Source organism: Akkermansiaceae bacterium (assembly GCA_024233115.1).
GTDB lineage: Bacteria > Verrucomicrobiota > Verrucomicrobiia > Verrucomicrobiales > Akkermansiaceae > Oceaniferula.
On sequence record JACKQB010000007.1, the window covers coordinates 250895 to 273861 of the forward strand.

A 22967-nucleotide genomic window follows, 5' to 3' on the forward strand; every position below is an offset into this window, starting at 1 on the left:
ACAAGCCAGAATCGCCATATAGCACCCTCCCCAATCATGGACATACCAACGACCCCTGTTGCATGGGATACCCAGCAAGCAAACGACCTCTATGGCGTGGATACTTGGGCTAATAATTATTTCAGCATCGCTGAAAACGGACACCTCCACGTCCATCTTCATGACGGTGACAAAACCGCCTCCGTCAGCCTCCCTGATATCGTGGACGGCATCCGTGAACGCGGCTTCGACACCCCGCTCCTGCTCCGCTTCCACGATATTCTCGCCGACCGTATCCGCAACCTCAACGAGGCGTTTAACTCCGCGATCACTGACTCCGGCTACCAAGGCAATTACCGCGGGGTCTACCCCATCAAGGTCAACCAGCAACAACAGGTCATCGAGGAAATCACCCAGTTCGGAGAACAATACAACTACGGTCTCGAGGCTGGCAGCAAACCCGAACTCCTGGCTGCCCTCGCCTACATGCACAACCCGGAGGCATTGATCATCTGCAATGGCTACAAAGACGAGGAATTCATCGACCTCGCCCTGAAAAGCACCAAGATGGGACTGCAAATCGTCCTGGTCATCGAGATGCCCAGCGAGCTGGATCTGATCCTCGATCGCGCAAAAGCTCTCGACATCCGACCGATGCTCGGTATCCGGGCCAAACTCTCCACTTGCAACAACAGCCATTGGTCACACTCAAGTGGCGAAAACAGCGTCTTCGGCCTAACAACAAGCCAGATCCTTAACACCGTCGATACGCTCAGAGAACAAGGTTTTCTGGATACGCTCCGGCTGCTCCATTATCATCAGGGATCGCAAATCCCCGACATCAAATCCATCCGGGAAGCCGCCACCGAAGCCACACGCATCTACGTTGAACTCATCAAGGAAGGTGCCGCAATGGGCTTCCTGGACATCGGGGGAGGTTTGGGCATCGATTATGACGGCTCGCGCAGCGACTCCCTGAGCAGCCGCAATTATGGCACCCGGGAGTATGCCGCCGACATCATTGACATCGTCAAAACCATCTGCGATTCCAGCCAGCTCCCCCACCCCACAATCATCAGTGAATCAGGTCGGGCCGTAGCGGCCTACTACTCGGTTCTTATTTTCAACATCCTCGATGTCAACAGCCCCTTCGCAAGTGCCGGACCGGAGGTCATGCCAGCAAACGCCCACCCCTACCTCGTCAAACTCAGTGAGGTGGAAAGCTATCTCGAAGAAGAAAATATCCAGGAGTGCTACAACGATGCCGTCTATTACCGGGAGGAAATACTCTCCCTCTTCAGGCATGGCAATGTTTCCCTGCGGGAGCGGGCCCACAGCAACTCGCTCTTCACCCGTATCATGATCCGCCTCTATGAAATCGCAGCTTCCATGGAGGACGTGCCGGATGCCCTCGCCGAGAATCATCCGTTTCTCGATGTCTACTACGGTAACTTCAGCCTTTTCCAATCTCTTCCCGACTCTTGGGCCATCGACCAGCTTTTTCCCGTCATGCCCATCCACAGGCTCAATGAAGAGCCCACAGCCAAGGCAACACTCGCCGATATCACCTGTGACTGCGATGGCCGAATTGACAACTTCATCATCAACGGAGAACACCAATCCCACATTCCCTTACACAGGCTCAAAGACAATGAAGATTACCTGCTCGGCGTCTTTCTTGTCGGTGCCTACCAGGAAACACTTGGAGACCTTCATAACTTGTTAGGCGATACCAACGTCGTCAGCATCGGTGTAAAAAATGGCCAGACCCAATACCGCCGTGAACTCGCTGGGGACACTATCTCGGATGTACTCTCCTACGTGGAATACGATACCAAAAACCTCCTCGAACGCTTCCGCCGCCTGGCCGAACGTTCCGTGGAAAATGGAAAAATCACTCCAGCCGAACGCCGCCAGATCATGGACACTTACCGCGAAAGCATCGACGGCTACACTTACTTCGAATCCCCAAATACCTAATCACCAACATTCAAATTATGAAATCCACACTCATCATCGGTGCCGGCGGCGTTGGCCGTGTCGTCGTTCACAAGTGCGCCCAGCTTCCCGAAACCTTCGGAAACATCACCCTCGCATCACGCACGAAGTCCCGCTGTGACACCATTGCCGCGGAGATCGATTACCCGATCGAAACAGCCGCCGTCGATGCCGACAACGTCGCGGAGGTCGTCGCCCTGCTCAAAAAGGTGAAGCCGGACATCCTCATCAACGTCGCCCTTCCCTACCAGGACCTCACCCTGATGGAGGCATGCCTCGAAGCCGGGGTCGATTACCTCGACACCGCCAACTACGAGCCGAAGGACGATCCGAAGTTCTCCTACGAATACCAGTGGCCCTATCACCAGCGCTTTGTCGATGCCGGTCTCACTGCTCTGTTAGGCTCGGGTTTCGACCCCGGCGTCACCAACGTCTACTGCGCCTACGCCCAGAAACATTTCTTTGATGAAATCCACACCGTCGACATCATCGACGCCAACGCCGGCGACCACGGCCTGCCCTTCGCCACCAACTTCAACCCGGAGATCAACATCCGCGAAATCACCGCCAAGGGCCGCTTCTGGGAAGGTGGCGACTGGAAGGAGACCGAGCCGTTGGAAATCCATCAACCCTTCGACTTCCCCCACGACGAGGTCGGCACCAAGGACATCTATCTGCTCTACCACGAGGAAATGGAATCCCTCTGCCAGAACCTCCGCGGCCTCAAGCGCATCCGCTTCTGGATGACATTCTCCCAGAACTACATCAACCACCTGACCGTTCTGCAAAACGTCGGTATGACCGCCATCGAGCCGGTCGATTTCCAAGGCCAGAAAATCGCCCCCCTCGAGTTCCTCAAGGCAGTGCTCCCCGACCCCGCGTCCCTCGGTCCGCTGACCAAGGGAAAAACCTGCATCGGCTGCGTCATCGACGGCACCAAGGACGGCAAACGCCTGCAGAAATACATCTACAACGTCTGCGACCACCAGGAGGCCTACGCCGAGACCATGTCCCAGGCCATTTCCTACACCACTGGAGTCCCCGCCATGATCGGCGCCAAGATGATCCTCGACGGCCACTGGAAAAAACCCGGCGTCAACAACATGGAGCAAAACGATCCCGACCCCTTCATGGACGCCCTCAACCAATACGGCCTGCCCTGGGAAGTCGTCGACGGCGCCCCCTTCCTCGAGCAACTCAAAAAACACAACCCATAGGTCCTATAAGCCCTATACGTCACATAAGCCCGATCCCCCAACCCCGGAAAAAAATTCGCCCAATTCGCCAGATTCGCAGTCAAAAAGCATGCCCCACAACATCCAAGAAGTCTGCAGCCGACCCGAGGTCCCCAGCCCCTGTTTCCTGCTCGACGAGTCGCTGCTCGCAAACAACCTGGAGCTGCTCGACCACGTCCAGCGCGAATCCGGGGGCACCATCATCCTCGCCCTCAAGGGCTTCGCGATGTGGTCCTCCTTCCCCCAAATCTCCCGGGTCCTCGCGGGCACCACCGCCAGCTCACTCAGTGAGGCGAAACTCGGACTCGAGAAGTTCGGCGGCGAAGTCCACGCCTACTGCGTCGCCTACCAGGACAGCGAAATGGATTTCCTGCGGAAAAATTGCCACCACATCACCGTCAACAGCCTCAGCCAGTGGCAACGCTTCCAACACCTCAGCCGCGACCCCGACACCAAGGCGTCCTTCGGCCTGCGCATCAACCCGGAGTATTCGGAAGTCGAAACCGAGATCTACAACCCCTGCCGCAAAGGCACCCGCTTCGGCATCACCGCCGCCGACCTGAATAACGCCGGTGATGCCATTTTCGAGGGCATCGACGGCCTCCATTTCCACACCATGTGCGAACAGAATTCCGACACCCTCGAGCGCACGCTCACACACGTGGAGGAAAAGTTCGGCAAGTTCCTCCACCGCCTGAAATGGCTCAACTGCGGCGGCGGCCACCACATCACCCGGCCCGACTACGACACCGCCCTGCTCATCCGCCTCGTCAAACACCTCCGCAGCACCTACGACATCAAGGTTTACCTCGAACCCGGTGAGGCCGTCGCCCTCAACACCGGCTTCCTCGTCAGCACCGTGCTCGACCGCTTCTCCAGCAACGGCCATGAGCTGGCCATCCTCGACACCTCCGCCTCCGCCCACATGCCGGATGTGCTGGAAATGCCCTACCGCCCGGAAATCATCGGCGCAGGACACCCCGGGGAAAAACCCCATACCATCACCCTGGGCGGCACCACCTGCCTCGCCGGCGATGTCATCGGCCACTACTCCTTCGACCAGGACCTGAAGATCGGCGACCGCCTCGTCTTCACCGACATGGCCCACTACTCAATGGTCAAAACCAACCACTTCAACGGTGTCAACCACCCCGCCATCGGCCGCTACCACCCCGAAACCAACACCGTCACCATCGACCGCCAGTTCACCTACCAAGACTACCGGAACCGGTTGTCCTAACGGGGCAGTATTCAGTAGGCAGTAAGGCTGCCACACACAACCCAAACCATCAACCCAAGCCAAATTTCGCGTATTTCGCGTATTTCGCGGTCAAAAAAATTGATCATTCAACCCAAGAAAAATTCGCCCAATTCGCCAGATTCGCGGTCAGCGGCGCAGGCAACATCCCAAGCACACATCCCAAGCAATCATTCATTCTTAAATCTGCAATCATCCATTCAAAATGCACTTCCTATCCTCCGAGTTCCCCCAGTCCACCCCCGAGGACGCCCACTTCCACATCCTGCCGATGCCGCTGGAGGAGTCCGTTTCCTACGGCGGCGGCACCGCCCACGGCCCCAAGGCCATCCTTGAGGCGTCCTATCAGTTGGAGGCCCACGACGGCACTTCCTTCCCGGGGGAACTCGGCATCCACACCGCCCCCGTCGTCAATTGCTTCTCCACCCCAGAGGTCTGCCTGCGCAATCTCGAAAAAGCCTGCACCCCGGTCTATCAGGCGGGAAAAATCCCCGTCACCCTCGGCGGCGAACACTCTCTAACAATCTCCCCCGTCCGCGCCCTCCACGCCATCAACCCCAACATCGGCGTGGTCCAGATCGACGCCCACGCCGACCTCCGCGACAGCTACGAGGGCAACCCCGGCAGCCACGCCTGCGTCATGCGCCGCATCCACGAGCTCGGCATCCCCATTTTCCAAGTCGGCATCCGCAATCTCTGCCAGGAGGAAATCGACTACCGCGCCGCCCACAACATCGCCTACCTCGACGCCCGCGAACTCCACCGCAACGGCATTCCCGCAAACCTCCTCCCCGAGGATTTCCCCAGGGACATCTACCTCACCTTCGATGTCGATGGCCTCGACGCCTCGCTGATGCCCGCCACCGGTACCCCGGAACCCGGCGGCCTCGACTGGTGGCAGGCCCTCGACGCCTGCGAGGCCGCCGCCAAAGGTAGAAACATCCTCGGCATCGACGTCGTCGAGCTCTCCCCCCGCACCGAGCTGCACTCCTGCTCCTACACCGCCGCCAAACTCACCTACGCCCTGATGGGGATTGCACAGCGCTCTGGCACAGCCTAACATTTTCGATGGCGCCTTCCATGATAATGGAAGGCATCGGTATATCGGATCAAACCAATGCTTAGGATATATTCGAGCTCGGCCATCTGCCGAAGGGTTGTTTTTCCAACTGCATACTCCCGTCTTTCCCCTTGTAGAGGTTGAGCCAGACGCGCCAGTTCTCGTCGTCTATCTCCGGATAGTCGAGTCGGTAGTGGGAGCAGCGGCTTTCCTTGCGTTCAATCGAGGCGCGCAGCTTCATCTCGGCGCTGATGATCATGTTCGCGGTCTCGTGTGCCAGACGCAGTTCGTGCATGTCCGATGCACGGAGTCTTGGCATGTGGTGGTCGCGCAGTTCCTCGATATAGGCGAGGGCAGCGCGCATCAGGTTTTCCTTTTTGATGTAGAGGATGAAATTGGGAATCATAATGCCCTGCAGCGTCTGAGTGACCCAGCGTGGACCGTATCCGGACTTGCGTTTGAGCGGAGCGAGCATTTCCTCAGTAATCTGTTTACGCTTGGCCGTTGTTAGTGAGACCTTGGGCAACTCCTTACACTTGGCGGCAGCAGCCTCACCGGCAACCGCACCCTGAACAGCGGAGCCGGCAAGTGATGAACCAATCTGCGTGTAAATACCGCCCGCCATGTACGAGCCGAGCGCATCACCAGCGGCATAGAGACCCGTGATGTTAGATTCGCAGTGTTCGTTGATTGGCACCAGTCCTTCGGCCTTATGAATAGCCATGCCGGCTGATGATCCTCCGACCGGGGAACCGCTCATACCGGGAGGGCTTCCTTTACCTCCCCCGGGAGGCCCTCCCGGGCCACCGCCTTTACCTGCTTTACCACCCGGACCGCCATCGGGTGGTGGCCCCATCGGATGATCTCCATCGCCTCCTCCTGGAGGGCCACCCGGGCCACGGCGATCCTCAAGTCCTGCGGGGCGCTGTGGTCCGCCACTGGTTTTTCCACCACCCCTGCCGGGAGGGCCACCCATGCCCGGTCCGCCCTGTCCACCCTCGGATGGACCGTTGACGTAGCTTGTGTAATTCATATCCACACCAAGATCATGGCGGATACCAACACCGGTCGTGCCTGGTTTTTGTTCAAACATTCCACCGATTCCGCCCCAGCCATCGAAGCAGGCCGCTGGGCTTCCCGATCTGCCCGGGTGGCCGTCGTTCCACTCCTTGCCAGTGACTTTGGCTCCAATCTGATAGGCCATCACCGTGCCGTCATGGGTGAGGTCGCAAATTGGGAACCCGTTCGGTTTAAAACCTCCTGCCCCCGTGCAGAGGATAACGGTTTTGGCTTTGTAAAACCACACGCATTCGTCATCCAGACTAAAACCAGCGGCTCCGGCGATACGACCATTTTCCTTGATCAGGTGGGTGATCGTAACGCGTTCCTTAACCGGAATACCACGCTCCTCGACGGGGTGCAGGAAAGGTTTCCGGCATAGGACGTTGTCAAAAAATCCCCACTCGCGCAGCTCGTCGATACGGTCGGCAGAGTGCTCGGCGGTCTGGCGAGTGAAGATTGGATTGTTTGTGCCGAGGGCGGAGTAGGATACCTTGTCGACGTATTCGTCGAGTGTCATCCCTTCCTTTTTGGCATCAAAGCTGAACATACCCTTGGCGAAAGGTGTTTGCCCTGAGGCGCCGAGCGCGCCTTTGGAAACAAGCATGACCCTGGCACCAGCATCGTGGGCTTTGACGGCAGCGAACAGCCCCGCCATGCCACCGCCGATGACGAGCACGTCGGCCTCGGCCTCCCGGGTTTTGATATCGTCCGGATTCAGCGTCGGTTCGTTTTCCTCGACCTCTGCGTCCGATTGCTGCATCGCTATGGCGGCAAGCGCGGCGAGTCCTGCGGCACCGGCAGAGAGACTGATGAAGTCGCGGCGAGAGAGGTCTTTTTGACTGGTTTTTGGTTTATCCATTGGCGGGCTCCTTGCTTGGTTGGTTGTTGAAAAGATACAATTGCAGCACCAGCAGACAGCCGATGGTGGCAAGCGTGATAAAATAGATGGAGAGCACCCGGTCCATGTGACGACCCATGTCGACAGCGTGCCAAGTTCCGAAAGCAATAAACAATATGGAGAGAATACCGTGCAAAACACGCCACTGACGATAGCTGATAGGCATTTTGGTTCTGAATACAGCGGTAATTCCTAACAAAATCATCAGTGCATACGCCGCGAGTCCAAGAACAATACCCATGTTGTCGAATTCCGTCACCATAGTGATCAACGAATCAATGGGTCTGGCTCCAGCCTCGAGGTAACGCGGCAGCACAATGAAGGCCGGATGCAGCAGGATGACCGAGACCAGGAGGTAGCCGATGGCCTTGTGCAGTCGCACCACGCGCGGCAGCTTCATCCCCCGGGTGAAGGCACTTTTGATCCGGGTGAGATACATCTGCCCCAACATCATCGAGAAGCCGAGAATGGTAAGTATTGATAGAAAATCCTTCAGCCAGCTTCCGCGGGCAGGTGTCGGACCAAAAACGACCAGAGCCGCGGGAATGACGAGGAAAAAGACCCCCATGATGAGGGAGGAATAGGATCGGATGACGTGGTTCATGGCATTATCCCCAGGAAACGACGACAGGTATCGACTTGTCGGGTGTGATTTGAATGGCATCCACCGGACAGTACATCCGGCAGAGGTGGCAGATTTGGCAATCATCCGGGTATCTGATGATCGCCTTCTTGGTTTTCGGGTCCATCCGGATCACATCCGTGGGACAGACCTGGACGCAGGTTTCGCAACCGATGCATCCGTTGATTGTGTCAATTGGCATAGCTTTCGTGGCTTGGCTTCGGGCATACCCTAGGCCCTCCTCGTAAAGCTCGTATTTCCCCAACCACTGAATTTGTTTAAGATTCTGTAAAGTTCAGGTGAATCTCACGGCCAAAATCAGCCACCATTCAGTTACTCCACCCAGCACTGCAAATTTCTCCAACATTTGTAATCGCGCAAAGTGACTTTTCCCTTTTAAATCACATCGTCGTGAAGGAAATCTGGGAAATCGCAATACTACCGCATAACTTACCCCTGACATGTGTCGTTGGTTTGTTCATGCTCTACTGGCTTAGCTGTATCATCGGGATCTTCGGGGTCGACTCGGTCGATATTGACCTCGATGCCGATGTCGATCTGGACGTCGACGCTGATGGCGACTCCAACGGACATATCCCGTCGCCCCTCGCCGCCGCCCTGCGCTTTGTCAATGCCGCCGATGTCCCACTCATGGCCATTCTCTCATTACTGTCCGTCTTCATGTGGGTCGGCTCCATGATGGCAAACTACTACCTCAATCCAGAACTCTGGGACTGGCTGGTCATGGTCATCTTTTTCTCATCGTTTGTCGTATCCGTGATTCTGGTGAAAATAGCCACCGCTCCCCTCGTTCCTGTTTTCCGGAAAATGAAGGAACTCGAAAAAGCAGAACCCGCTGTCGGCGGTACAGCTATCGTGATCTCCAAGGAGGTCGATGGAAAATACGGGCAGGTCGAACAAAAACGGGAAAAAGGCGCTCCAGCTACCCTTACCTGCATCACTTCAGAAGATTCTCCCATCCCTCGCGGAACCGAAGTCGCCGTTGTCTCCTACGATAAGGACACAGGCATTTACAACGTCAGAACCCTGTAACATTCAATTAAACAACCCAACATCAATACACTATGAATACCATGCAAATCCTCGCAGCCGCCCCCCAGTGGATAATGGCCGTCGTCATTCCAGTAGCCGTGATCATCCTCGGGCTTTTTGTCCTCATCCTCCTGTTCTACCGCAAGGTGGAAAAGGGAACCGCCCTCGTCGTTACCGGCCTGCCGAAAACCAAGGTCATCTTCAACGGCGGCACCGTCATCCCGCTGTTCAACCGCGCCGAGCTGATGGATATCTCGGTCAAACGCATCGAGGTCGACCGCACCGGTAAAAACGGCCTGATCTGCAAGGACAACATGCGCGCCGATATCAAGGTCGCCTTCTTCGTCCGGGTCAATAACGTCGAGGACGATGTACTCCGCGTCGCCGAGTCCATCGGCTGCGACCGCGCATCATCCGAGCCGGAAATCCGCGCTCTCTTCGATGCCAAGTTCTCCGAGGCCCTCAAAACCGTCGGTAAGAAATTCGATTTCATCCAGCTCTACGAGGAACGCGATACCTTCCGCGATGAAATGCTCAAAGTCATCGGCACCGACCTCAATGGCTTCGTCCTCGATGATGCCGCCATCGACTACCTCGAGCAAACCCCACTCGAATCCCTCGACCCCGATAACATCCTCGACTCCGAGGGTATGAAGAAAATCCACCACCTCACCGCCGAGCAGGCAAAGCTTTCTAACAATATTCTGCGCGACAAGGAAAAGGTCATCAAACAGCAGGACGTCGAAGCCCGCGAGGCAATCCTCGAGCTCGAACGCCAGCTCGCCGAAACCGAGGCAAAACAAAAACGCGAAATTGAAACCGTCCAGGCCCGCGAGCAAGCCGAGACGATGCAGGTGCAGGAAGAACAGCGCCAGAAAGCCGAGCAGGCACGCATCGCCGCCGAAGAAGAAATCCAGATCGCCGAGGAAAATAAACAACGCCAGGTCCTCGTCGCCCTGCGTAACAAGGAACGCACCGATGCTGTTGAGTTGGAACGCGTCAAACGCGACCAGGAACTCGAGTCGATCGAACGCCAGCGCATCACCGAGCTGAAAGACATCGAGAAGGAAAAAGCCCTCGAGGTCCAGCGCAAGGAAATCCAGGATGTCATCAAAGAACGCGTCGCTGTCGAGAAGACCGTGGTCATCGAACAACAAAAAATCCTCGATACCGAAGCCTTCGCCGGTGCCGACCGCGCCAAGCAGGTCAAGGTCACCAACGCAGAGGCCCTCGCCCAGGAAATCCTTATCGAGCAGATCAAACGCGCCGAGGCTGTCAAGGAGGCCGCCATCCTCAAGGCCGACCAGGAACTCTACGAGCGCGTCAAGGCAGCCGATGCCGATAAACAAGCCGCCGAGCTCCACGCCGAGGAGCTGCTGGTCATCGCCGAGGCCGAGCAAGCCGCCGCTGAGAAACAATCAGCCGCCAAGAAAATGCTCGCCGAAGCCACCGCCAAGGAAGCCGCCGCCGTCGGTCTGGGTGAGGCCGAGGTCATGGTCGCCAAGGCAGACGCCGCCGAGAAACAAGGCACGGCGGAAGCCACGGTAAACCGACTCAAGTTCGAGGCCGAGGCCACCGGCATCGAGCAGAAGGCCGCCGCCATGAAACTCTTCGAGGAAGCCGGCCAGGACCACGAGGAGTTCAAACTCGAACTCGAGAAGGAAAAAGCCGTCGAACTCGCCCAGATCGACGTCCAACGCCAGATCGCCGAGCAACAAGCCATCGTTGTCGGCGAAGCCCTCAAGTCCGCCAAGATCGACATCGTCGGTGGTGAGACCCAGTTCTTCGACCGCATCACCCACGCCATCACCTCCGGTAAAGTGGTCGACCGCACCGTCGACAACTCCCGCGTGTTAGGCGACGTCAAGGAGACCTTCTTCAACGGCGATCCGGAATACTACAAATCCCAGATGGCCGCCTGGATCGATCAATACGGCATCGAAACCGAGGACATCAAAAACCTCAGCGTAGGCGCCCTGCTAGGAAACCTCATCGTCAAAGCCGACGGCGAAACCCGCGACAAACTCCTAGGCTTCCTCAACGCCGCCGACCGCTTCAACCTCAAAGAAACCCCCGCCAAGGATTTCCTTGGCTAGAAGAAAAGACTGACCGCGAATCTTGCGAATTGGGCGAATTTTTTTACCTGGCTTCGTGAGATTCTGGTCCGTCCGTTGGCCCTTCTCCTCCTGACCTCTCAGTTGTATGTCCATCATCTACAAACAAGAATCCTTCAATATCGTCGGAGCGTGTTTTGAAGTCTACAACGAGATGGGAAGCGGTTTCGACGAGCCCCTCTATCATGAGTCATTGGAACTAGAATTCGCGGCAAGAGCTATTCCCTACATCTCAAAATCCCGTCTAGAAGTTCGTTACAAAGGACACATCCTAAAAAAGAACTTCCGCCCCGACATCATTGCCTATTCCAAAATCATCCTCGAACTCAAAGCCGTCAAAGAACTCAACGACGACCACCGGCGCCAAGTCCACAATTACCTCAAAGCCACTGGCTTCAAATTAGGCATTCTAGTCAACTTCTGTAACCCAACCAAACTAGAATACGAACGCATCGTAAACACCAAAAACGATCCCCCTCCCAACCTCCAAGGTTAGAGCCAAAGCTCACAACCAAAGGAATAATCATCCCAAGAAAAAATTCGCCCAATTAGCAAGATTCGCGGTCAAGCGCCGCAGGCATCAACCCAAGCCCTCATCCTAAGCACGTAACCCAAGCGTATTTAGCGGTAAAAAAAATGTCCCAAGAACAACAACTAGAAGGCGGTGCCTACGAGGTCATCCGCGGTCGCATGGAAAAGCACGGCGCGCTCCTCCAGCAGCGCATCGAGCAGCTCAACGCCGCCCGCAAGGACATCTTCGGTGCCATCGACCCCGCGCTGATCGCCACCGAGCGCGTCAGCACCGAGCACAATTGCATCCCGCGCGACATGGTCTCCATCGGCGCGAACCGCTTCCTCTTCGGCTACAACATCCAGTTCGGCCTGAAAAAGACCACCGATCCGCAGGACGTCTTCGCTGTTTACCATTATGACCCCCAAACACACCTGTTTACCAAAGAAGATCTCGGCATACTGTTAGGTGGCACCTTCGCCGAGGACTTCCACTACATCTACAAGTATTACAAAGAGGCCACCTTTGTAAAATTCATGGTCACCGGCCCGAACCTCTACATGGGCATGCGGATCGGCAAAGGAATTGATGACATCAAGACCTTCAAATGGATCGTCAAAGGCGACGGCTCGTTAGACTACCAAGGCAACCGATTCGACCACGAATACAAGTTCCCCCCGCAGCAGGAGTTCACATGGATACGCGCCCACCGCGACATGCAACGTCACGGTGAACACCCGCACATTTCCATCGAGGATAAAATCTTCGTCGAAACCGTAGGCGGCGACCTGACCATCAAGGTTGAGGACAACACCGCCAGCGGCCACGGCATCTACGCCGAGGATGTCACCGATCTCGATCAAACCCTCGACGACGCCGAGATCTTCTACGCCGTCGTCGGCCCGCTCATTCTCCTAAAAATCCTCCCCTACCGCGAGCAGCTCTACCGCTACCTCGTCTTTAATGAAAAAACACAAACCGTCCAGCGCATCGACGCCATCGGCCACTCATGCGTCCTGCTCCCGGACGATCACGGTCTCATTTTTGCCAATGGCTATCTCCAACTAACAGGAGAAGCCAAAATCTTCGACCACGGCCTCGACGACATGCGTTTCGAAAAACGCATCGCCTCAGCTAATGGTGAAGACACTCTCTTCGTTTTCTACAATCGCACCTCCGGCGACTACGTGCTGCTCTCCTACAACCTCATCGAGCGCACGGTGGAAACCCCCATCATCTGCTCAGGCTACTCGCTCTTCCCCGATGGCAAACTGCTCTATTTCCGCTCCGAAGACGCAGCCAGCAAACACCACGTCATCCAGGTCTGGCAAACCCCCTACATCGGCGATGACGCCGCAGCCAGCATCAAGGCCAACGATTCCTTCCTGTTCAAACTCGGCAACGCCGACATCGTCCGCTGTATGGCCGAATGTCGTGAGGTGGTTAATTTGTTAGGAAAGGAAGATTCCTACGCAGGACTCTACCTCGACCTCGTTAAAAAAACCGGCGATATCAACGACACCTACTTCTGGCTCAGCAAGGACGAGGCCTTCAAGCTCGCTGAACCCCTGCGCGAGATCAATACCGCTGCGAACTCCGCAATCAATGAGTTTGAAAAAGTGGTGCGTCTGCGCGAGTCCACCGCCGAGAGCACGCGCGAAATCCAGGAGCAGGTGCAGACACTGCTGCGCCAAGTCGAGCACTCACCGCCGGATGACATCCAGGGTTACGTGCACCAGCTCTCCAGCCTGCGCACCCTCCGCGGCGATATCATCGGTCTCCGTGACCTGCGCTATGTCGATCTGGAAACCGTCGCCACGCTCGAGCAGCAAGTGGTCGAGGCCACCGAGACCGTTTCTAACAAGACTGTCAAATTCCTACTCACTCCCGAGGCACTCGATCCCTACAAAGCCGCTGTCGATGAGCAAAAGAATGCCATCGCGAAACTAAAAAAAGTCACCGAGGCAGACGAGTCCAGCGAGAAGCTGGATGAGGCCGGCACCGAGCTGGAAATGCTCATCGACGTCGTCTCCAACCTCAAGATCGAGGACGCCACCCAGACTACAACGATCATCGATTCCATCTCCGGTATCTACTCCACCCTCAACGCCGTCCGCGCTGAGCTGAAGAACAAACGCCAGTCACTCGCCAAGGCCGAAGGCACCGCCCAGTTCGGCGCCCAGATGAAATTGTTAGTACAGGCCGTGGTCAATTTCCTCGACCTCTGCGACGGCCCGGAGAAATGCGATGAATACCTGACGAAAGTCATGGTCCAGATCGAGGAGCTCGAAGGAAAATTCGCCGAGTTCGACGATTACGCCGAGGAACTCGCCGCCAAACGCGAGGAAGTTTACGATGCCTTCGAAACCCGCAAAACCTCGCTGTTAGAGAAGCGCAACCAGCGCGCCGCGAATCTGGTGAAATCCGCCGAGCGCGTGCTCTCCGGCATTAGCAAGCGAGCCGAAGGATTCAAGGAAATCAACGAGATCAACGGCTACTTCGCTGGCGACCTGATGATTTCCAAAGTCCGCGACATCATCGAGCAGTTAGAAGGCCTTGGCGACTCCGTCAAAGCCGCCGACATCCAGACCCAGCTGAAAACGCTGAAGGAAGACGCCGTGCGGCAACTCAAGGACCGCAAAGAACTCTTCGTCGATGGCACCAACATCATCCAGTTCGGCAAACACAAGTTCAACGTCAACACCCAGGAGCTGGAGCTCTCCATCGTGCCCCGCGACGAGCACATGTGTTTCCACCTCGCCGGCACCGACTTCTTCGAACCCATCACCGACCCCGACTTCCTAGCCACCCGCGACGTCTGGCCCCAAGAAATCATCTCCGAAAACAAGACCGTCTACCGCGCAGAGTATCTTGCCTACAAGTTCCTCCGTGACGGCGACCTCCGGTCGCCTAGTCAACCACTTGAAACTGAAAACTTGAATCTTGAAACTCTCACCCGCTTCGCGAGTGAGCGCTACACCGAAGGCTACACCAAAGGCGTGCACGACCACGACGCCCACAAAATCCTCCAGTCCCTCCTCCCCATCCACGAAAAAATAGGCCTCCTCAAACACTCCCCCGCCACCCGCGCCGCCGCCATCCTCTTCTGGCACACTTGGGACAGCCCGGAAAAATCCACCCTCGCCCAACAACTCAAAACCCACGCCACCATCAGCAAATATGGCTTCCGTGGCGGTGGCATCCAGCCGCCCAGCCAATCCACACCCTACATCGCCCAACTCCAATCCGCCTTCGAAGAAAGCCAACGTGGCGGCGGTTTGCAACCGCCTCGCCTGCCCTCACAGCAAATCGCCAACTACCTCTTCGACCAGCTCTCCTCCGGCCAAAACTTCGTCGTCTCCCCGGAAGCCGACACCATCATCAAAAACTTCAAACAAACCCTCACCGCCAAACACGCCAAGCAGTCCTACGAGGAATCCCTAGCCAACCTCACCGGCCACGCCAAATACCAAACCATCCTTGACTGGCTCTTATCCACACGCGAGCAAAGCTCGCCTGATAGTAATTCACTATTCACTATTCAACATTCACAATTCAAAGAAGCCGCCGCCCACCTAGCCGCCGACACCCACCAAAAACTCTCCGTCCACCACATCGACGTCACCGCAGAAATAACCGGCCTCCTAGGCTCCCACCCCACCATCACCGAGGGCGAATACCACCTCCACTACAACACCTTCATCGATAAACTGCAAAAATTCGAGCAGGAGAACGTGCCCACCTACCGTGCCTACCTCAAAAGCAAACAGGACCTCACCGAGGCCAAACGCGCCGACATGCGCCTCAACGAGTTCAAGGCCCGCGTCATGTCCTCGTTTGTGAGAAACAAGCTGCTCAACGACGTCTACCTCCCCATGATCGGCGACAACCTCGCCAAGCAGATGGGAACCGCCGGTGCCGACACCCGCACCGATCGCATGGGCCTGCTACTCCTCATCTCCCCGCCCGGCTACGGCAAGACCACGCTCATGGAATACGTCGCGGATCGACTCGGCCTCACCTTCATGAAGATCAACGGCCCAGCCATCGGCCACGCCGTCACCTCTCTCGACCCGAACGAGGCTCCTAACGCCTCCGCCAAGGAAGAGGTGGAGAAACTAAACCTCGCACTGGAAATGGGCGACAACGTCATGCTCTACCTCGATGACATCCAGCACTGTAACCCCGAGTTCCTGCAGAAATTCATCTCCCTCTGTGACGGCCAACGCAAGATCGAGGGCGTTTACAACGGCCAGGCGAAAACCTACGATCTCCGGGGGAAAAAAGTCTCCGTCGTCATGGCGGGCAACCCCTACACCGAAAGCGGCGGCAAGTTCCAGATCCCCGACATGCTCGCCAACCGCGCCGATACCTACAACCTCGGCGACATCATCGGCAGCAATGCAGACTCGTTCAAGGCCTCCTACATCGAGAACTCCCTCACGTCTAACAGCGTTCTCTCCAAGCTCGCCTCCCGCAGCCAGAAGGACGTCTACGCCGTCATGCGCATCGCCACCACCGGCAGCCAGGAAGGCATCGATTTCGAAGGCAACTACACCCCCGCCGAGATCGAGGAATTTGTCCAGACCACCAAGCACCTCTACACCGTGCGCGACACCATCCTGCGCGTGAACCTGGAATACATCCGCTCTGCCGCCCAGGAAGACGCCTACCGCACCGAGCCTGCCTTCAAGCTGCAAGGCTCCTACCGGAACATGAACCGCATCGCCGAAAAAGTCCTCCCCATGATGACCCACGAGGAAGTGCGCGAGCTCGTCATTGATCACTACGAAAACGAATCCCAAACCCTCACTACCGGCGCCGAGGCAAACCTGCTCAAGTTCAAGGAAATGGAAAACATCCTCACCCCGGCGGAGGAAAACCGCTGGGCCCAGATCAAAAAAGACTTCAATAAAAACAAATTGTTAGGAGGAGCCGGAGAAAACGATCCTATAGCAAGAGTCGTCGCCCAGCTCACCAGCATCAATGACAGCCTTCAAGATCATTCTTTCTCAGAAAAAACGATCACCCAGCTAGAAAAAATCATCTCCGGCCTCAGAGCCGTGCCGGTGGAAGTGGACATCAACCTGATCGCAGATCAGCAAAGCGGAGTAGAGAACATGGAGAAAACCTCCAAGAAACCAGCCATCAACGTAAAGCCCGAGGTTCGCCAGAACCCTAAAAAATAAGCCCTATAGGACCTATAAGACCTATCCCCCAAAACCCCATGAGTTCAGAAGACCCCAGCTTCCTCCCCAAAACCGGCAACTACCAGGAACTCCTCTCCTACCAAAAATCCGAGATCGTCTATGACCTCACCTTCCGTTTCTGCGAACGTTTCCTGACTTACAACGACCGCACCGTTGATCAAATGGTGCAAGCCGCCCGCTCCGGCAAACAAAACATCGCCGAGGGCTCCAAGGCCGCCAAAACATCCTCCGAGATGGAGCTCAAGCTCACCAACGTCGCCCGGGCCTCCCTCGAAGAACTCCTGCTCGACTACCAGGACTACCTCAGAACCAGAAACCACCCCATCTGGGACAAAAACTCCAAGGAAGCGCTCTACGTCAGAGGCCTCGGCAATAAGTCCCATGAGTCCTATCAAACCTATAAAGAATTCGCCGACACCCGAGACGCCGGCGTAGTAGCCAACATCGCCCTCTGCCTCATCCACCAGGCCAACTACCTCCTCGACAAACAAATCGCCCGACTCGAAAAGGACTTCCTCGAAAAAGGCGGCCTCAAAGAACTCATGTACAAAGCCCGCGTAGAACACCGCAGAAAGCAATAAGTCATACCGTGTCCTGCGTAGCCTCGGCGAAGTAGGATAAGTCCTATGATTAATCAACCAATAGGTCCTATAGGACGTATAAGACTCATATCCCCAATGCTATAATGATAGTATTCTACTATGAAACATCTGTGCCTCATTTTCCTATCGCTAGCCCTACCCGCCTTTGCCACACCCATCAACCTGCAGGTGAGTCAATCCTTCGTCAGCCTCAGTGCCGTCAAAGGGTATAAGTCGCAAAGCGCTACTATCACCATCACTAACCCGACCTCGCAGACACTGCCCAGCGAAGCCAGGCTAAGCGGCGAGCATCACCACGCCTTCCTGATCAGCGAAACCCCAAAAGAACTCTCCCCAGGCAAGAGCTACGAGCTCACTATCCAATTCAACAAAACACAGAAAAGCTTCCTGCACAGCGCAAGCATTCAGCTCGGGCCAGAGCAAACTGGCACAGAAATCACCCTCAGAGGGATCGGCTTGCAGCAGTTTGAAGGCAAAAACGAACCACCGCTTCTAGACATCGTTAAAGCCTTGGGCATCCCGCTCAAAGTAGGCGGAAGCACGCTCCATCTGGACACGAAGGCAGCTACAATTGGCCAGAGCCTCGACGCCTCCCACTTTCAGGCGATAGACAACAAGCAGGCAAAAATAACGCCACTAGCCCGATTTTCTCCAAAGGGCAAGGCGCCCTTTGGCTACTTCCTCGGCCAGAAGAAGCACCAACTTGGCGAGCTAATCGACAGCTCAAAGACACTCCCAGATGCACACCAATGCTTATTTCCTGATATACTTGGAGCCGGAAAAACTCTGCTATTTAATGCCCCAGCAGGCGCATTCAACCTCTACTTTCAGGGCCACAAGCAACTCTCCTGCACCGACACCAGCGTCCCTACTACTGCGAAAATCAAACACACCGCTCGGATTTATCCAGTCACCTCATACCAAGGCAAAGCTCTCGAGAACGCCTACTTAGTCGGTTTCGAGGAAGCCTCCAACGGCGACTACCAAGACGCGCTGTTCCTGATAGAAAACGTGAGTGTCATTAAACAGTAAGCTGAGTTCTTTTTCTCAGGTCTCTTGTATCTCCAAAGAAATATAGCTTAAGCCGATAAAGAGACACACCTTTAATAAGATGCACCTTTAATAAGATGCATGAAAGGTTTAGAGCCCAAAAAGTCAACGGTATCCAAAAGTTAAGGGTCTAGTAGAACATCATCCATTAAGAATCCCATCACCCCCGGACGATCAATTCTCTGCACTCGAGATAAAGGGCCCATATCAGATAAGGCAGGTGAAGGGACTGGCCCTTGACAAAAAAACCAGCTGAATGCCCCTGCCTTTTCCTTTTTTTAGAAGTTGACGGGGTTGATGAAATTCCGTTGAATTATTAGCAATAGATATACATCTCACCTCTAATCCCCCCGAAACCTAAATCACTCCTATTATGAGCACCATTACCATGTCGCGCGCTGTGAGCCTGCTGTCACTCTTTGCTCCTTTGTCTTTGCATGCTGCAATCGTCGGCATTCCCACTATCACCAATAGCGCGACCCGATATAGCGGCGCTTTCGATGCTACCAATCTGTTTGATGGCAACAGGGACACGGAATATGCATCCGCCGGGGGCGGGGCTGGAGACGCGTTCAGCACCAGCAACGGCACATGGGTGGAAATGGATTTTGGATCCACCGTAACAGTGGATCGGTTCTTCGCCATGACCCGGAACAATTCTGGTGATGTTGTCGGCGTATCCCGACTGATTCTCAGTAATGATGCTGTCTTCGACAACTCCGACAACATCATCACCATCAATCCGACGGGTAGCAACGGGGCAGGGCCCGGGCAGTCTTTTGCACAGACCAGTTTTCGATATGCGCGCTGGGAAGCAGGCACGTCTCTAGGGCCGGCACAGAACCTCGGTGCCGCCGAAATGCGCTTCCTCAACACGGCGGCTGGATCGGCCCTCGTCACTACTACTTCTGTCATAGGAGGCAGTGCCGCGCACGCCAGCAACCCTACCAACTACGCGCTTGCCAATGCGGCCGACGGGGGATTTGGCCGGGACGCCAGTGCACAGGAATACGCGTCCAACGGCGCGGGAGACAGTCTTTTCGTGGATTTCGATCTGGGGTCGGTCATGGAGGTCAATGGCTTCGACTTGTTCCAACGTGGAACAACGGGAACCTCGGATCGATTCACTGACTTCGATCTGATCTTCAGCAACGTAAGCGATTTTAGTTCCACGGTGGCGACCACCTCGCACACAATCAACGGTTTTCATGCCGACGAGATGTTCAGTTCGATCAATGCGCGTTATGTGCGACTCGACGTTACAACCGGCGGGACCGGCAATACAGGCATCGTGGAAATGAATTTCTATCAAGCCGTGCCCGAACCCGCCACGGCCTCTCTGCTTGGCCTGGGAGGAGTGATTCTGCTGCTTCGCCGCCGCAAAAACTGAGCCCACCCCATCCGCAAGGACAGGCGTGTGCTGCCGGACGTTTGGCATTCGCATCTTAAAGCATCGACCAACCCGGGGCTTTGGCCTGGATCAGCACCTATCTCGCTCAGACTTTTTGCCTGCGCTATCTGGCAGAACAGCATGGGCACCATGTAATCCGAGCTGGCGAATCCCATGCTTCTTTTCTCGCTGCCTGTTTCCCGGACTGGCCGCGCAAAACGACAGTAAACATATGACATGATCGGTGTTAGAAGATCATGCTTTAAAAATGGCGTAGGTTTGCCTTAACAGGTGCAAGGACTGCACCCACGAAGTCGGTTTGAAAATTTGATTTCTTAACCAGCGGATGAAGGTCACGCCCGTCTGCTTAAGCCTCTGCCAGTCTTTGTATAGCCTTGGCAACTCCCCTCCTAACTGGCTGGCTTCACTTTGCGCCTGCTCAAGACGCTTGTCCATCCGCTCGCGGTTTGTTGTGTTCTCGATTCCCTCTTCTTCCCTGATGGTTTCCTCAAAGCGTGTCAGCAGGTTGTGGCTCAGGGTGATGAAGAGGGCCTGCATCTCCCGCGCGGCCTCCGTGCTCCCCCATGCCTTTATCTCGCCAAGCTTGTTCTTGAACACATCGAAGATTTTCTCGATGTCCCAGCGCATGCGGTAGAGCTGGGCAATGAGTCCCGGCGGGAAGCTTGAGCTTGTCAGGTTGGTCAGCAATACCAGGTCGCGTCCGCTCTGCGGGCAGCGGTAGGTGATGCGCCGCAGCATGACTCCGCCGCCGTATCCTGCGAGTTCGTCGCTGATTACTCCGGCGTTAACCGGATCCGCGGTGTCAAACCCAAGGGGCATCGGACTCACCGGGCGCATGTTGTCTTTTTCAAGGCTCAGGAAGTAAATGCCGCCCGCTTGCTTCCACTTGAACCACTGGGCGAAATCGATTCCGGCCTTATCCCACACGTAGATGACCTTCCTTCCCTTTGGCGCGCCTTGGCGCAGGAGCTCTCTGTCGAGGGACTTGAGCAGGGTGATGTCGTGGTTTTTCTCGGTCTTCCTTGTCCGCCGTTTTTCTTTCTTGTTGCTCAGGGCGAGGTGATTACAGGTGAAGTTTCGCAGGTTCAGTGTGTAGAGGTGGCCTACGGCTGTTTTCCTTCCCTTGTAATCACGCTGGTCATGGGAGGCGGCGGCATGAAAGTGGCCGTCCCCCGCGAAAATCTCAAAATCATCAAGGGCCGCATGGCTTGCCGGGATGGGATGGATGGTTGCGCGGAGCGGTGGCGAGATACTCGTCGAGAAGGCTACGGAGGTGGCTGCGCCGACGCCTGCTCTTGAGGGCGTCAAAGAACTGGGCGGGGGTGAGGTCATATAAAGGGACAGACCTTTTATAAAGAAACAAATTGACCTCTCCCCCATGCGCTGTTTTACTGCCCTTGTCATGCGTCAGCCACGTTTCCTATCCCCCTCTGCTGAAGTCACGGCTTCCCTGTATCACTGCGTGTCCAGGGTTGTTGATCGGCAGTTTGTGTTGGGCCGCGAGCAAAAGGACGTGTTTGTCCGTATGATGCGCGAATACGAGGCGTTTTGTGGGGTTCGGGTGCTTGCCTACTGCATTATGAGCAACCATTTTCACCTGTTGGTGGACATATAAAGGGACAGGCCTTTTATAAAGAAACAATTTGACCTCTCCCCCATCCGCTGTTTTACTGCCCTTGTCATGCGTCAGCCACGTTTCCTTTCCCCCTCTGCTGAAGTCACGGCTTCCCTGTATCACTGCGTGTCCAGGGTTGTTGATCGGCAGTTTGTGTTGGGCCGCGAGCAAAAGGACGTGTTTGTCCGTATGATGCGCGAATACGAGGCGTTTTGTGGGGTTCGGGTGCTTGCCTACTGTATTATGAGCAACCATTTTCACCTGTTGGTGGAGGTTCCCCCGAAGGTCCAGGGAGAAGCTGTGGAAATTACGGATGAGGATTTTCTGGCTCGTCTCAAGCCCTTGTATTCGACGGTGTATTATCGGGGTATCGAGCAGATGCTGAAGAAGTTTCGTGCAGACGGCGCGGGTAAGGCTGCTGCAGAGCTCAAGGAGAAGTTTACCTGTCGGATGCATGATCTGTCCGAGTTCATGAAGGGGCTGAAGCAACGTTTTACGCAGTGGTATAATGGCGCGAACGGTCGGCGCGGAACCTTGTGGGAAGGGCGGTTCAAGAGTGTGCTTGTGGAGGATGGTTATGCTGCGCGGGTGATGGCCGCTTATATCGATCTTAATCCGATCCGTGCGGGCATGGTGAAGAATCCCGAGGATTACAAGTGGTGTTCATACGGCGAGGCGATGCAGCCGAAAGCGAACTCCGGCAGGAAAAAAGCGCGCGACGGGATCTGTCGGATACTTGAGACCCATGAGGAAATTGGAAACAAACCACCCGAACCGCAGTTTTGGAACAAGGGGGCGGCGGATCACTACCGTATGATGCTCTTTGCCGATGGCGAGGAGGTATTTGCGGAAGACATTCACGCTGGCGATGTGCCTGACAACCAGAAGATCAAGCGCGTTAGAAAAGGGTTCAAGCGTAAGAACGTGGAAAAGGTGTTAGCCAAGGGTGGTAAATTGAGTTTCGGCGAGGCCATGCGCTGCAGGGTGCGGTATTTCAGCGATGGCATGACCGTGGGAAGTCGGGAATTTGTCGATCAGATATTCAAACAGGCACGCGATCGCTTTGGAGAGAAACGAAAGACCGGAGCTCGGCCGATGCGTGGTGTTGGATGGAAGCAACCCAAAAAGCAAATCTACTCGATGCGACAACTTGTGAAAAACCCGCTTGAGTAAATCGTCAGGACGGATTCAAGCAGCAAAGATCCGTATGCTCTACTGTCCACAACACAACTTTCCAGGACAGGAGTCTGAAAGTGCCTCCGCCGGGCAGCTAACACTCCAAGCTAGAG

General features: G+C 55.7%; 17 protein-coding genes. 13 read left to right on the plus strand and 4 right to left on the minus strand.

The features are described 5' to 3' along the window. Positions 1-36 precede the first annotated feature (36 nt). The 4 genes from speA to speB all read left to right on the plus strand — a co-directional run bounded on the left by speA (position 37) and on the right by speB (position 5530). Positions 37-1959 (plus strand): biosynthetic arginine decarboxylase, encoded by a 1923-nt coding sequence (gene speA, locus H7A51_18660; GenBank protein ID MCP5538240.1) that lies wholly within the window; start codon positions 37-39, stop codon positions 1957-1959. 17 nt (positions 1960-1976) lie between these two features. Further along, positions 1977-3194 (plus strand): saccharopine dehydrogenase family protein, encoded by a 1218-nt coding sequence (locus tag H7A51_18665; GenBank protein ID MCP5538241.1) that lies wholly within the window; start codon positions 1977-1979, stop codon positions 3192-3194. Positions 3195-3282: 88 nt separating this feature from the next. Beyond that, the gene (gene nspC, locus H7A51_18670) at positions 3283-4452 is read left to right on the plus strand and encodes a carboxynorspermidine decarboxylase (GenBank protein ID MCP5538242.1); all 1170 of its coding nucleotides are present in this window, start codon (positions 3283-3285) and stop codon (positions 4450-4452) included. Positions 4453-4675: 223 nt separating this feature from the next. Then, positions 4676-5530 (plus strand): agmatinase, encoded by an 855-nt coding sequence (gene speB, locus H7A51_18675; GenBank protein MCP5538243.1) that lies wholly within the window; start codon positions 4676-4678, stop codon positions 5528-5530. A gap of 61 nt (positions 5531-5591) precedes the next feature. On the opposite strand, the gene H7A51_18680 is transcribed toward speB, so the two are convergent. From H7A51_18680 to H7A51_18690, 3 genes are read right to left on the minus strand one after another with little or no spacing between them, the layout of a single operon-like run. Next, the gene (locus H7A51_18680) at positions 5592-7451 is read right to left on the minus strand and encodes an FAD-binding protein (GenBank protein ID MCP5538244.1); all 1860 of its coding nucleotides are present in this window, start codon (positions 7449-7451) and stop codon (positions 5592-5594) included. Further along, positions 7444-8094 (minus strand): ferric reductase-like transmembrane domain-containing protein, encoded by a 651-nt coding sequence (locus tag H7A51_18685; protein ID MCP5538245.1) that lies wholly within the window; start codon positions 8092-8094, stop codon positions 7444-7446. The genes H7A51_18680 and H7A51_18685 overlap by 8 nt, the downstream gene beginning before the upstream one ends. 4 nt (positions 8095-8098) lie before the next feature. Further along, the gene (locus tag H7A51_18690; protein ID MCP5538246.1) at positions 8099-8314 is read right to left on the minus strand and encodes a 4Fe-4S binding protein; all 216 of its coding nucleotides are present in this window, start codon (positions 8312-8314) and stop codon (positions 8099-8101) included. 209 nt (positions 8315-8523) lie between these two features. Between H7A51_18690 and H7A51_18695 the strand changes: the two genes are divergently transcribed. From H7A51_18695 to H7A51_18725, 7 genes are all read left to right on the plus strand, one after another. After that, on the plus strand, positions 8524-9165 hold the full coding sequence (locus H7A51_18695) for a DUF1449 family protein (protein MCP5538247.1): 642 nt from the start codon (positions 8524-8526) through the stop codon (positions 9163-9165). A gap of 32 nt (positions 9166-9197) precedes the next feature. Beyond that, on the plus strand, positions 9198-11261 hold the full coding sequence (locus H7A51_18700; GenBank protein ID MCP5538248.1) for a flotillin family protein: 2064 nt from the start codon (positions 9198-9200) through the stop codon (positions 11259-11261). Between the two features lie 106 nt (positions 11262-11367). Then, positions 11368-11775, plus strand: coding sequence for a GxxExxY protein (locus tag H7A51_18705; protein MCP5538249.1), 408 nt, complete (start codon positions 11368-11370; stop codon positions 11773-11775). 140 nt (positions 11776-11915) lie between these two features. Beyond that, positions 11916-16979 (plus strand): DNA repair ATPase, encoded by a 5064-nt coding sequence (locus tag H7A51_18710; protein ID MCP5538250.1) that lies wholly within the window; start codon positions 11916-11918, stop codon positions 16977-16979. A 38-nt stretch (positions 16980-17017) separates the two neighbouring features. Beyond that, positions 17018-17581, plus strand: coding sequence for a four helix bundle protein (locus H7A51_18715; protein ID MCP5538251.1), 564 nt, complete (start codon positions 17018-17020; stop codon positions 17579-17581). A 120-nt stretch (positions 17582-17701) separates the two neighbouring features. Continuing rightward, entirely contained in the window at positions 17702-18634 is a 933-nt protein-coding gene (locus H7A51_18720; GenBank protein MCP5538252.1) for a hypothetical protein, read from the plus strand. 391 nt (positions 18635-19025) lie between these two features. Beyond that, entirely contained in the window at positions 19026-20042 is a 1017-nt protein-coding gene (locus tag H7A51_18725; protein MCP5538253.1) for a discoidin domain-containing protein, read from the plus strand. Between the two features lie 255 nt (positions 20043-20297). Here the strand turns inward: H7A51_18725 and H7A51_18730 are convergent, their stop codons facing one another. Continuing rightward, a complete protein-coding gene (locus H7A51_18730; protein MCP5538254.1) occupies positions 20298-21371 on the minus strand; it encodes a transposase in 1074 nt (357 codons plus the stop codon). Between the two features lie 94 nt (positions 21372-21465). Between H7A51_18730 and H7A51_18735 the strand changes: the two genes are divergently transcribed. Next, the gene (locus tag H7A51_18735) at positions 21466-21678 is read left to right on the plus strand and encodes a transposase (GenBank protein MCP5538255.1); all 213 of its coding nucleotides are present in this window, start codon (positions 21466-21468) and stop codon (positions 21676-21678) included. Positions 21679-21744: 66 nt separating this feature from the next. Continuing rightward, on the plus strand, positions 21745-22851 hold the full coding sequence (locus H7A51_18740) for a transposase (GenBank protein ID MCP5538256.1): 1107 nt from the start codon (positions 21745-21747) through the stop codon (positions 22849-22851). Positions 22852-22967 lie beyond the last annotated feature (116 nt).

Excerpts from the sequence above, each read along its gene's own strand:
- H7A51_18715 (MCP5538251.1), top strand. The coding sequence starts at position 17,018 with ATGAGTTCAGAAGACCCCAGCTTCCTCCCCAAAACCGGCAACTACCAG.
- H7A51_18725 (MCP5538253.1), top strand. The coding sequence starts at position 19,026 with ATGAGCACCATTACCATGTCGCGCGCTGTGAGCCTGCTGTCACTCTTT.
- speB (MCP5538243.1), top strand. The coding sequence starts at position 4,676 with ATGCACTTCCTATCCTCCGAGTTCCCCCAGTCCACCCCCGAGGACGCC.
- H7A51_18700 (MCP5538248.1), top strand. The coding sequence starts at position 9,198 with ATGAATACCATGCAAATCCTCGCAGCCGCCCCCCAGTGGATAATGGCC.
- H7A51_18680 (MCP5538244.1), bottom strand. The coding sequence starts at position 7,451 with ATGGATAAACCAAAAACCAGTCAAAAAGACCTCTCTCGCCGCGACTTC.
- H7A51_18735 (MCP5538255.1), top strand. The coding sequence starts at position 21,466 with ATGCGTCAGCCACGTTTCCTATCCCCCTCTGCTGAAGTCACGGCTTCC.
- H7A51_18690 (MCP5538246.1), bottom strand. The coding sequence starts at position 8,314 with ATGCCAATTGACACAATCAACGGATGCATCGGTTGCGAAACCTGCGTC.
- H7A51_18665 (MCP5538241.1), top strand. The coding sequence starts at position 1,977 with ATGAAATCCACACTCATCATCGGTGCCGGCGGCGTTGGCCGTGTCGTC.
- H7A51_18740 (MCP5538256.1), top strand. The coding sequence starts at position 21,745 with ATGCGTCAGCCACGTTTCCTTTCCCCCTCTGCTGAAGTCACGGCTTCC.
- speA (MCP5538240.1), top strand. The coding sequence starts at position 37 with ATGGACATACCAACGACCCCTGTTGCATGGGATACCCAGCAAGCAAAC.
- H7A51_18685 (MCP5538245.1), bottom strand. The coding sequence starts at position 8,094 with ATGAACCACGTCATCCGATCCTATTCCTCCCTCATCATGGGGGTCTTT.
- nspC (MCP5538242.1), top strand. The coding sequence starts at position 3,283 with ATGCCCCACAACATCCAAGAAGTCTGCAGCCGACCCGAGGTCCCCAGC.
- H7A51_18705 (MCP5538249.1), top strand. The coding sequence starts at position 11,368 with ATGTCCATCATCTACAAACAAGAATCCTTCAATATCGTCGGAGCGTGT.
- H7A51_18710 (MCP5538250.1), top strand. The coding sequence starts at position 11,916 with ATGTCCCAAGAACAACAACTAGAAGGCGGTGCCTACGAGGTCATCCGC.
- H7A51_18720 (MCP5538252.1), top strand. The coding sequence starts at position 17,702 with ATGAAACATCTGTGCCTCATTTTCCTATCGCTAGCCCTACCCGCCTTT.